Below are 12663 nucleotides of genomic sequence, written 5' to 3' on the forward strand. Positions count from 1 at the left end.
GAACTGCTGAGCACGTCTCAAATGGGTCAGTACGGCAAATTTCTGGCCGGTAAACATATCCTTGACAGGAAAAAAACGCCGGATCGCCTGTTGCCACGGCTGGCGGAAAATGAAACGGTACTGCATCGGGTTTTCAATCTGCTTTCCTCAGCCGTTAAATCGGAAAACCGGATCACACCGGCAGCAGAGTGGCTACTGGATAATTACTATCTGATTGATGAAGAGATCCAGACAGCCAAACGCCATCTTCCCTCGCAATACAGCAAGGAACTGCCCAAACTGGCGTCGGGTCCTTCTGAAGGCAGGCCCCGCGTATATGATCTGGCACTTGAAATTGTTTCCCATGGTGACGGCCGCATAGATGCCGGAAAAATAACCGCTTTTATCTCCGCCTATCAGAGCGTCGCTTTGCTGACCATGGGTGAACTGTGGGCCATCCCGATCATGCTGCGCCTGGCATTGATAGAAAATCTGAGACGCGTTGCCGTCAGGGTAGCCATTTCCCGCAAACACCACGAACTGGCTGAGGAATGGGTGCAGAAATTCCTTGATACCGCTGAAAACAATCCCGCAGACCTGATCCTGCAGGTAGCGGATCTGGCACGCTCTCACCCTCCCATGGTCAGCGCATTTGTTGCGGAGATGACCCGGCGTCTGCAAAGCCAGAAAGCCATCCTGACACTGCCCCTTGCCTGGATATCGGAAAGGCTGTCCGAGACAGGCATGACCATTGAACAGCTTGTTGTGCTGGAAACGCAACGCCAGGCAGCAGACCAGGTCAGCATCAGCAACAGCATTGCCAGTATCCGCCTTCTTGGCAGCATGGACTGGCATGCTTTTTTTGAATCCGTCAGCCCGGTTGAACAAACATTGAAAACAGATCCTGCCGGCATCTATAGCGAGATGGATTTTCACTCGCGGGACTATTACCGGCATCTCATCGAAAAAATCGCGAAACACAGCCCCTTTACCGAAAACGAAGTGGCGGAAAAAGCGATTGAAATGGCTCACAGGAATGCTTCTCGAGACGAAGCCGAGCCGCGGTTTTCTCATGTGGGCTACTATCTTGCAGCAGAAGGACTTCCCCTGCTCGAAGAAATTACCGGCATGCGAAAAACCCTTGGCGAGTCGATCATGGGGTGGTTTACCGGCTCGCGGGTATTTGCCTACATCGGCAGTATTATCGTTCTCTCCGTTCTATTTACGGCAGGGATGCTGTCACTGACGGCAGCTCCTGCCTTTCCGATGTGGTTTCGGATACTCCTGGGTATTACCACACTCATCGCCTCAAGCCAGCTTGCCGTGTCACTGGTCAACTGGATTGCCATGCTGGCAGCTCCCTCCGTTCCTCTTCCCCGCATGGATTTTTCCAAAGGAATCCCGGATGGCTGTGAAACACTGATTGCCATCCCCTGTATGCTGATCAACAAAGAAAACATCGACAAATTATGTGAAACGCTGGAAATTCACTATCTGGGCAACCGCGATGAAAAACTGCACTTCTGCCTGCTGAGCGATTTTCTGGATGCGGATACCGGGTCCGCTGCAACCGATGATGAACTGGTACAGTATGTGAAGGAAAAGATTGAAGAACTGAACCGGCAATACAAAAATGATGATTCGGCGCCTTTCTGGCTCCTGCATCGCCCCAGGCGTTTCAATGACCGTGAAAATGTCTGGATGGGCTACGAACGCAAAAGGGGCAAACTCGAAGAACTCAATGCCTTTTTACGAAGAAGAAGTTCCGGATTTTCTGTCAGGATCGGGGACTTCCGCCATGTTGAACGTATCCGCTTTGTCATCACACTCGACAGTGACACCCACCTTTTTCGTGATACAGCCCGCCAGTTTATCGCCACGCTTGCCCACCCGCTGAACCGGGCGGTATACGACGAGAAAGACCAGGTCGTTACCCGTGGATATGGCATCCTCCAGCCACGTGTTGCCAGCAGCCTGCCTGGCAGCCACGCGTCGATTTATGAAAGACTCAACAGTGGCGATGCGGGCATTGATCCCTACACACGAACCGTATCCGATGTCTACCAGGACCTCTTTGGCGAAGGCTCTTTCATCGGCAAGGGCATCTACGACGTGGATGCGGTTTCCTATGCATTAAATGGCAGGCTGCCGCAAAATCGGGTGTTAAGTCATGACCTGCTGGAAGGATGCTATGCCCGCTCCGGCCTCGTGAGTGATGTCCCGTTATATGAGAAATATCCCGCCGATTATATTTCGGATGTCAAACGCCGCCATCGCTGGATCAGGGGTGACTGGCAACTCATCAACTGGCTTTTGCCTTTTGTTCCGGATGCCCTGTCGTCAGCAAAAGGGAAAAGGCGCGCCAATCCCCTTTCCGCACTTTCTCACTGGAAGCTGTTTGACAATCTGCGCCGCAGTTTGGTCCCCCCCGCAATGATCTTTCTTTTTGCGGCAGCATGGTCAGTGCTCAAACCCGCATGGGCCTGGACCCTTGGCCTTCTGGCGGTCTTTTTTCTGCACCCGCTGCTGCTTTTCATGATGGAGCTCATTGTCAAGCGCCGCGGCATTGATATAAAACAGCACCTCTCCGCCTGTATGACAGCGACAAACCGTCACTGCTCCAATGTCTTTCTGAACTTCATGGCGCTGCCGCATGAAGCCAGTTATCACACGGATGCTATCCTCAGAACGCTCTGGCGTACGACCGTTTCCCATCGGCACCTGCTGGAATGGATACCATCAGGACAGGTAAAAAGTGACAGTGAAAACCCCATGGCCTATCTTCAGATGATGTGGTTTGCACCGTTTTTTTCCCTGGCCACAGCGATAGCGGTTTTCCTGGTCAAACCCGTTTCGCTGATTATTGCTGCACCGTTTCTGCTGCTCTGGCTGTGTTCACCGCTTATCTCCTGGCGGATCAGCCAGCCGGTTCGCCATGAAGAAAAAGCGCTCTCATCAGAGCAGACGCTGTACCTGCGAAAACTGGCCCGAAGAATATGGGCTTTCTTTGATGCCTATGTCGGGCCTGAAGACAACTGGCTACCGCCGGATAATGTGCAGGAGATGCCGCAATACGGCATGGCAGGAGAGATATCAATTCCTGAGGAAGTTCCGGGTGATGCAGCAGAAATCGTCATTGCACATCGCACCTCTCCAACCAATATCGGTATGGCGCTTTTAGCTTATCTGGCTGCCTGTGATTTCGGTTATATCCCTGTCGGCCAGTTGATTGGCCGCACACAGAACACCTTTGCCTCCATGCAGAAACTGGACCGGTATTGCGGTCATTTTTATAACTGGTATGACACACAGACACTCAAAACGATACAGAATCCGCTGTACATCTCCACGGTTGACAGCGGCAATCTGGCGGGTCATTTGCTGCCCCTGAAATCCGGCCTGTTGGGGTTGATACACCAGCGGGTTATCACCCCCTGCCTGGCAAACGGTATTTTTGACACCTTTTCCCTCTTTTCAGAGACGGCAGAAAAAAACAGCGCCCGTATGGAGAAAATCCGCATGCTGCTGGAAAAACCTGCTGAGGGCGTCCATCAGACCCTGCATGAAATCTGCCATCATCTTGAACAATTGACCCATGCCGTTGAACAGATTATTCCTGAAACAACGCATAATATCGACTCACCCGCCGCTTTCTGGGGAAATGCCCTGTTGAGTCAATGCCGCCAGATACAGGATGAAATCGTCACGCTCATGCCCTGGGTAACAATCCCCTACTGGCAAAACAACCCTGACCGCTTTGAAAAGCTGAACCATATTTCCACGCTCGATGAACTGGCACATTACCCGGAAACACTCATTCCGGAAATTATCAGCGCGCAAAAACAGACACAACATGAGGAAAAAGCCTTCCTTAACATCCTGTCGGAGCGTGTTTCAGCAGCAGGAAAAAATGCCGCAGCAAGGATCAGCCAGTTACGAGTGCTTGCACAGCAGGCAGATGAATTTGCACAAATGGACTTCCGTTTCCTGCTCAATCCCACAACGAAGCTGCTCACCATCGGATTCAATGTGACGGATAAGAAACGCGATAACAGCTATTATGATCTTCTGGCGTCTGAAGCCAGGCTTTCGAGCTTCGTGACCATCGCACAGGGTCAGATTCCGCAGGACAACTGGTTTGCGCTTGGCAGAAAACTGACCGTCGTCGGCAAGGACGCCATTTTGCTGTCATGGAGTGGCTCCATGTTTGAATACCTGATGCCGCAACTGGTCATGCCGGTTTATGAGGATACCCTGCTGGATCAGACACATCGCATGGCGGTCAAAAAGCAGATCGAATACGGCACGGATCGCCGTGTCCCATGGGGCATTTCCGAATCCGGTTATTTCGCATTCGATGCCAGGCTCAATTATCAGTACCGTGCTTTCGGGGTACCGGGACTTGGGCTCAAGCGCGGACTGGGAGATGATCTGGTTATCGCGCCCTATGCCACCATGCTGGCGCTCATGGTTGATCCCCAGGCGGCATGCGAAAACCTGATCCGCCTTGAAAAGGATGGCTACAGCGGGAAATTCGGCCTTTTTGAAGCGATTGACTTTACTCCAAGCCGACTGACCAGAGGACAAGAACCGGCCGTTATCCGCTCTTTTATGGCACATCATCAGGGTATGGGATTTCTTTCACTCCTGTACTTGCTGATGGACAAACCCATGCAGAAACGATTTGAGGCAGAACCCGGGTTTCAGGCAACCATCCCGCTCCTGCACGAGCGCGTGCCTAAAAATGTGCCTTACTTCGAACTGGCACCAGGCCATGCCACGACTCATCTGGCATCGATTGCGGGAGAAATGCCGAGCAGGATCTACAGCACAGCCAATACGCCACTGCCGGAAGTCCAGTTGCTTTCCAATGGCCACTACCATGTCATGCTGACCAATGCCGGGGGCGGATACAGCCGCTTCAAGGATATCGCCGTCTCACGCTGGTATGAGGACGCCGTCCAGGACAACTGGGGAACCTGGTTTTATCTTCGTGACAGGGAAGCCGGCGAATTCTGGTCGACAACTTATCAGCCCGTTAAAAAACAGCATACTGCCTATGAAGTGATTTTTTCAGAGGGCCGTGCCGAATACCGTTCTCGTGAAAACGATATCGAAGCTTACAGTGAAGTGGTGGTCTGTCCGGAAGAAGACATGGAAATCCGCCGTCACAAGATAACCAATCACTCAGCCAAAGACAGGCGCATTGAATTCACCTGCTATGCTGAAATTGTGATTGCCCCAAGAAATGCGGACATGGCACACCCGGCTTTCAGCAAGCTTTTTGTGCAGACAGAAATCGTGCGGGAACACAAGGCAGTCATCAGCACAAGAAGGCCTCGCGCTGCCGGGGAAAAGCCACCGTATGCTTTTCATATGCTGGTGGCCCATGAAATGGAGCAAACCGACATCTCGTACGAAACCAGCCGGCTGAAATTTATCGGCCGCGGCAATACCACCGCGAATCCGGCAGCACTCACCTCCTATGAACCACTCTCCGAAAGCGAAGGATCTGTTTTAGATCCGGTTGCCGTGATCCGTCACCAGCTGACGCTGCCTCCTGGTGAATCAGTAACAATCGATTATGTCTGCGGGATAGCGGATGACCGTGAAAACTGCATGCGGATGATCGAAAAATATGACGATATGAATTTGTCGGACCGGGCACTGGAACTGGCCTGGACGCATAGCCAGGTGCTTTTGCACCAGTTGAATGCGGATGAATCCGATGCCCAGCTCTACGCCAGGCTGGCCGGCGCCATCCTGTATGCAAATCGCTCGCTCAGGGCAGAAAGCGGCATTCTCATAAAGAACAACCGGGGACAGCAGGGGCTCTGGGGCTATGCCATTTCCGGCGATCTGCCTATCGTGCTGCTCCAGATACGTGATCAGGAAAATCTGGATATCGTGCGGCAAATGCTTCAGGCTCATGCCTACTGGTATCGGAAGGGGCTGCAGGTGGACCTGATTATCTGGAATGAAGACAACGCCGGATACCGTCAAATGCTTCAGGAACAGATCATGGGCATGATCGCGGCCATCCATCCGGCCAACGAGATGAACCGCCCTGGCGGTATTTTCCTGAGACAGGCCGAGCATATATCTGCAGAGGACCGGATACTCATCTCATCTGTTGCACGGCTCATTATCTCCGATACCGATGGCCCGCTGGCGATGCAGATACAGACAGCTGAGCGGCCCGAGCGACGAAAATTTATCCCGCTGGCGCCAACCAGGAACTTTACGCCAAAAAGCTTCAACCGGATGCGCAATGACAATCTCCTGCTCTCTAACGGGATAGGTGGATTTACGCCTGACGGCAAAGAGTATGTCATGATTGTCTCGAGGGAAAAGCAGACACCGGCTCCGTGGGTCAACATCCTTGCCAATCCGCATTTCGGCTGTGTCATATCGGAAAACGGACAATCCTACACCTGGCAGGATAACGCGCATGAATTCCGGCTGACCCCCTGGAGCAATGATCCGGTCAGCGATACCGGCGGAGAAGTATTCTATCTGCGTGATGAGGAAACCGGGCATTACTGGTCTCCGACCCCACTTCCGGCCTCGGGAAACGGAGAATACCGATGCCGTCATGGTTTCGGATACAGTGTATTCGAGCATGCGGAAGATGGCATTCACTCTGAACTCTGGGTTTACGTGGCACTGAATGCCAATATCAAGTATGCCGTCCTGAAAGTGAAAAATGAATCCGGATTCACCCGGCACCTTTCGGCAACAGGCTATGTGGAATGGGTGATGGGCGGGTTGCGTGAAAAAAACCAGATGCATGTCATCACCGAAGCTGATCCGAAAACAGGCGCCATTTTTGCCAGAAATGCCTACAACACGGAATTTGCCGACCGGATTGCTTTTTTCGCAACAACCAGCCCAAGCCGGACCATTACCGGCAACCGCGCTGAATTCATCGGCCGCAACAGAACCCTGGCCAATCCTGTTGCCATGACAAGGGCACACCTGTCCAATCGCGTCGGAGCAGGTTACGACCCCTGCGGCGCCATTCACGTTCCGTTCACGCTGGAAAACGGGCAAGAACGGAATATCCAGTTCATGCTGGGAACAGCAGGAAGGCGCAGTGCCGATGCCAGCGAACTGGTTCAGCGTTTCAGCGGCAACAATGCGGCTGATGCCATCCTGATGCAGGTAACCAAGCACTGGGAACGTGTGCTCGGTGCGGTACAAGTGGAAACACCTGACAAGGCGCTGGATATGCTTGCCAATGGCTGGCTCATGTACCAGACAATTGCCTGTCGCCTCTGGGCCAGAAGCGGGTTTTATCAGTCCGGCGGGGCTTTCGGCTTCCGGGATCAGTTGCAGGATGCCATGGCAACCATCCACACCGAGCCGCAACTGCTTCGGGACCAGATTCTTCTGCATTCACAACACCAGTTTATCGAAGGGGATGTGCAGCACTGGTGGCATCCGCCTTCTGACAGAGGCGTAAGGACACACTGTTCGGACGATTACCTGTGGCTTCCGCTTTCGGTATGCCGATATATCAGGTCAACCGGCGACAGGGCGATTCTTGACGAAGTCACCGCTTTCCTTGAAGGACCTCCCGTACCCCAGGGGCAGGATTCCTATTACGACATGCCGACCCGCTCCTCGCAAACCGGCACGATTTATGAACATTGTGTCCGTGCCATCAATCATGGCCTGCGCTTCGGGAAACATGGGCTGCCGCTGATCGGTTCCTGTGACTGGAATGATGGCATGGATAAAATCGGAGAACACGGCAAAGGCGAAAGCATCTGGCTTGGTTTTTTCCTCTACAGTATTCTGCTCGACTTTGCGGCGCTTGCCGGCAGCCACGGTGACAGCAATTTTGCCGAAAAATGTGTGCAGGAAGCCGAAAGCCTCAAAAAACGCCTGAATGATAATGGCTGGGATGGTGAGTGGTACCGGCGGGCATATTTTGACGATGGCACCCCTTTAGGCTCTGCCCAAAACGCCGAATGCAAAATCGACTCCATCTCGCAAAGCTGGTCGGTTCTGTCTGGGGCCGGCGATGAAAAGCGGGCAAAACAGGCAATGGATTCCTTAAATACCCGGCTCGTTCGGCGCGACAAAAAGCTGATCCAGCTGCTTGATCCGCCATTTGACAAGTCTGACCTGAATCCGGGCTATATCAAGGGATATGTGCCGGGCGTAAGGGAAAACGGCGGGCAGTATACCCATGCAGCCATCTGGGCAACCATGGCATTTGCCAGGCTGCATGACAACCGGCTGGCGTATGAGCTTTTCACCCTGATAAACCCGGTAAACCACAGCACGAACCAGGAAGAAGCCGATATTTACAAGGTGGAGCCCTATGTCATCGCAGCTGATGTCTACGCGGTCTCACCTCACACCGGCAGAGGCGGCTGGACATGGTATACCGGTTCATCCGGCTGGATGTATCGCCTCATACTGGAGTCACTCATCGGCATAACCCTGGAAAATGGCCGGCTGTGTTTCGATCCCTGCCTGCCGCCGCAATGGAACAGGATCAGTATCACGTACCGGCATATCGAGAGTACCTACCGGATTGTCATTGAGCAGTCTGATACTTATTCTGAAACAGCGGTTTATCTTGATGATGTCCAACAGCAAACCGCAGCCATCCCGCTTGTGAACGACCAGAAAGAACATCAGGTTCGTGTTACAACCGGAAAAAATAACGGGAGTCAGCAACCGGGAAGCAGCCTACTTTCTGCTTAAAGATGGTTTTTCCGGCGGGACCTGTTTTTATTTGAAACAGCTCCCGCCCGGCAGCATGACTTTCCGAAGCAAAACTGTCACAATAAGTCACTTGTTCCATCACAAAAGTAGCTGACATGAGCAAGATTTCCGCATCGCCTGTTATCAACCGGGTTGTCTTCATTGTACTGCTTGTCCTCTGCCTGGCTCCCTTTATTACCACCGCCATGGCGCTTTTACTGGGCGTGTTTTTTGCCTTGTTTTTTACCCATCCCTATCCTCAGCTGAGCAAAACCGTTTCCAGGCATCTCCTCCAGATTTCCATTGTCGGTCTTGGCTTCGGCATGAATCTGTTTGAATCGCTCAAGACGGGACGCGATGGCATTCTTTTTACCATCGTCTCGGTTTTTGGCGTCCTCTTTTCAGGCATGTTGATCGGAAAATGGCTGAAGCTGGACCGTATCATCGCTTATCTGGTTGCCGCCGGTACGGCTATTTGCGGAGGGAGCGCCATTGCCGCCGTTGCCCCTATTGTCAGGGCAAAAGACAGTGAAATATCCGTTTCCATCGGCACCGTTTTCATCCTGAATGCTGTGGCACTGCTGATCTTTCCGTCGATCGGCCATTTTTTCAATCTCTCGCAAAGCGAATTTGGCACCTGGGCTGCCATTGCCATCCACGACACATCATCCGTCGTTGGCGCAGGCGCTGCCTATGGAGAAGACGCCCTCAAAATTGCCACCACCATCAAGCTGACACGCGCCCTCTGGATTATCCCGCTTTGCATTGTCACCGCACTGCTTTTCCGGGAAAAAACCCAAAAGATGTACAAGCCGTGGTTTATTCTCTTTTTCATCATCGCCATGCTGATCAATACCTTCTTTCCCTTGCCGGGAATGATCGGTGACAATATCATCGGGCTTGCCAAAAAAGGTTTCACCATGACACTCTTTCTCATCGGCACCGATATCTCTCTTGAAACCCTGAAAAAAGTCGGCCCGAAAGCCTTTATCTTTGGCATAATCCTCTGGATTATCATCAGCCTGTCCAGTTTTGCCGTTGTTGTGCTGACATAAGGAACCGCTGATTAATGCGTTTTGTGAGATAAGGTGCAAGACACACGGCGCGCAGCAATTCGTTCACAAGGCACATTAATCAGCGGTTCCATAACCGCATGTGATGGTATATATTGTCGGCAGAACAAAATAGTCAGACACAGGACCCATATGAGAGATACGGCATTAGAAGAAGACGAGGAAAGCTGGTACCACGCCAATTCAACGCCCATGATGAGCCGGATGCTGCCGCTGCTGACATGGAACCAGGCGGAAAAGTGGACCGAACTGCTCGATAATTTCAAGCCTGCTGATGCCAGAATATGGATTCCCTGTCTCATCGTGCACGGACCACGCGCCTTTGCCCTGACCGTTACCGACGAAAGCATGTACAATCCTGCCGCGCCGCGCTCCTTTGCCAGCGGGGATTATATTTATGTGGATCCGGATGCCGGGATTTCCCACGAAAGCATCATCGTCGTCAAACGGGACAATGGCAACCTGGTTTTCAGGCAACTGATCGTCGAACCCGACGGCAAAGCCCTATTCAAGGCCATCAACCCTGACTGGCCGGAAGCGCCTTTTGAAGCCAGAAGAGAAACCGAAATCTGTGGTGTTGTCATTGGCAAGACCCTGCCCTGACACAACCGGACAGTGAAAGTGCACATGAGCAAGAAAATCGATCACCTCCTCGAATATTTCAGCCTGCTTCAGGTCATGGCAACAGCAGGAAAAACCCATGCGGCCATTATCCATTGTCTTGGTGTTCTGGCTGACGGCGCCGAGTTTCGTGAAAATTACCATGAACACTTCCTTGAGAGCCTCAAGATGGCCATGATGGATTCGCAGGAAACCCTGAAACAACTGGAAAAAGCCGAGATCCGTCTTAACAAGCATCACAGCGATGTGCTTTCAGGTACCCCGCCGTCCAGCCAAAGCCACTGATTCGTCTTTTTCATGAAACTTGCCACCTGGAATGTCAATTCGCTCAGGGTTCGCCTGCCCCAGGTGCTTGACTGGCTGAAAGCCCATCCGGTTGATGTACTCTGCCTGCAGGAAACCAAGATCACCGATGACAGATTTCCCTTTATGGAACTGGCTGCAGCAGGTTATGAAGCCGTCACTGCCGGACAGAAAACCTATAATGGTGTCGCTATCCTGTCCAGGCACCCGCTTTCTGATGTCGTCCGAAACAACCCCTTGTATGTGGATGACCAGCAGCGGATTATTGCTGCGACCCTTTCAGATATCCGCGTCATCTGCGCGTATGTGCCAAACGGTCAGGCGCCTGCCACGGAAAAGTATGCCTACAAGCTGGCATGGCTGTCTGCCTTTCACGACTGGGTTGAACAGGAAAAACACCAGCACCCCCGGCTGGCCATACTGGGAGACTACAACATTGCACCTGAAAACCGTGATGTTCATGACCCGGCAGCATGGGAAGGCCATGCACTGGTCTCACCCCCTGAAAGAGACGCTTTTTCCCGCCTGACGGCCCTGGGTCTCAAAGACGCCTACCGCCTCTTTGAACAGCCGGAAAGCGGATACAGCTGGTGGGATTACCGGCAGGCGGCTTTCAGACGTGACATGGGGTTGCGCATTGACCATATTCTCCTCTCGGAAGCCCTTTCGAAACAATGCACAGGATGCACCATCGACCGGGAACCCAGAAGCTGGGCCCAGCCATCTGACCACGCGCCGGTCATTGCTGAACTCAAACCGTAAAATCGCAAAAACCCGGCGGTTCTTTTCCCTTTCCCTTCCAGAGCTCAGGTATAATATTTGATTGACCAAAATTACTCTAAAAGACTGAAAATCATTATGGAAGCGGAACGCCTCAACACCATCTCCCATCTGCTCAATGACCTCGTCGGGCGCGAAGCCGCCTTACGGAGGTATCTTTGACTTCGCTGAGAAGTCAGACAAACTCGAACAGGTAAATGCCGAACTCGAAGACCCGAACATCTGGAATGACCAGAAACATGCCCAGGACCTCGGGAAAGAAAAAAAATCACTCGAACTGGTTGTCCATACCCTGACCCGCCTCCAATCCGAATTGCAGGATGCCGGTGAACTTTTCACCATGGCGCGTGAGGAAAACGATGTTGATACGCTTGGCGCTGTCGAATCCGATATCCATGCGCTTGAAAAAGAGATTGAAAACATGGAGTTTTTGCGCATGTTTTCCAATCCGATGGATACCAACAACTGTTTCATCGATATCCAGGCCGGTGCCGGCGGAACAGAGGCGCAGGACTGGGCATCCATGATTCTTCGCCAGTATCTCCGTTACTGCGAGCGCAAGGGTTTCAAGACGGAAATTCTCGACATTTCCGATGGAGATGTTGCCGGTATCAAAACCGCCACCATCAAGGTGGAAGGGGAATATGCCTATGGCTACCTGCGAACGGAAACCGGTGTGCACCGGCTTGTCCGCAAATCCCCTTTTGATTCAAACCATGGTCGCCACACTTCATTCTGCAGCCTTTTTGTCTACCCGGAAGTGGATGATTCCATCGAAATCGATATCAACCCCGCGGATGTCCGTGTCGATACCTACCGTGCCTCAGGCGCAGGCGGCCAGCACATCAACAAGACCGATTCAGCTGTGCGTCTGACCCATATCCCGACAGGTATTGTCGTGCAATGCCAGAATGACCGAAGCCAGCACAGAAACCGTGCAGAAGCCTGGGAGATGCTGAAATCCCGCCTGTATGAGCAGGAACTGCGCAAACGCATGAGCGAGCAGCAAAAGCTGGAGGATTCCAAAACCGACGTCGGCTGGGGACACCAGATACGGTCTTATGTACTGGACCAGTCCCGTATCAAGGATTTACGCACCAACTTTGAAACCGGAAACACCAAGGCCGTCCTTGACGGCGAGCTGGATGAATTCATTGCCGAATCCCTCAAGCAGGGCATATAAGAC

6 protein-coding genes are annotated in these 12663 nt (G+C 52.5%); all 6 read left to right on the forward strand.

From position 1 onward, the window contains the following. The first annotated feature begins 21 nt into the window (after positions 1 to 21). Positions 22 to 8700, forward strand: coding sequence for a glycoside hydrolase family 94 protein (locus NB640_RS02515; RefSeq protein ID WP_269309570.1), 8679 nt, complete (start codon positions 22 to 24; stop codon positions 8698 to 8700). Positions 8701 to 8816: 116 nt separating this feature from the next. Next, entirely contained in the window at positions 8817 to 9755 is a 939-nt protein-coding gene (locus tag NB640_RS02520) for a YeiH family protein (protein WP_269309571.1), read from the forward strand. A gap of 150 nt (positions 9756 to 9905) precedes the next feature. Continuing rightward, complete coding sequence (locus NB640_RS02525; protein ID WP_269309572.1) at positions 9906 to 10376, forward strand: LexA family protein; 471 nt, start codon at positions 9906 to 9908, stop codon at positions 10374 to 10376. Positions 10377 to 10400: 24 nt separating this feature from the next. Continuing rightward, entirely contained in the window at positions 10401 to 10679 is a 279-nt protein-coding gene (locus NB640_RS02530; RefSeq protein ID WP_269309573.1) for a hypothetical protein, read from the forward strand. 12 nt (positions 10680 to 10691) lie between these two features. Further along, positions 10692 to 11459, forward strand: a complete 768-nt coding sequence (gene xth / locus NB640_RS02535; RefSeq protein WP_269309574.1) for an exodeoxyribonuclease III — start codon at positions 10692 to 10694, stop codon at positions 11457 to 11459. Positions 11460 to 11555: 96 nt separating this feature from the next. Continuing rightward, positions 11556 to 12660 (forward strand): peptide chain release factor 2 gene (prfB, locus tag NB640_RS02540; protein ID WP_269309575.1). Its coding sequence is split into 2 segments (ribosomal slippage): positions 11556 to 11636 and positions 11638 to 12660, totalling 1104 coding nucleotides; the frame shifts between segments, so codons are not numbered across the junction. The last annotated feature ends 3 nt before the right edge of the window (positions 12661 to 12663 follow it).

Origin of the sequence: Oxalobacter vibrioformis (assembly GCF_027118995.1) — a bacterium.
Taxonomy (GTDB): Bacteria; Pseudomonadota; Gammaproteobacteria; order Burkholderiales; family Burkholderiaceae_D; genus Oxalobacter; species Oxalobacter vibrioformis.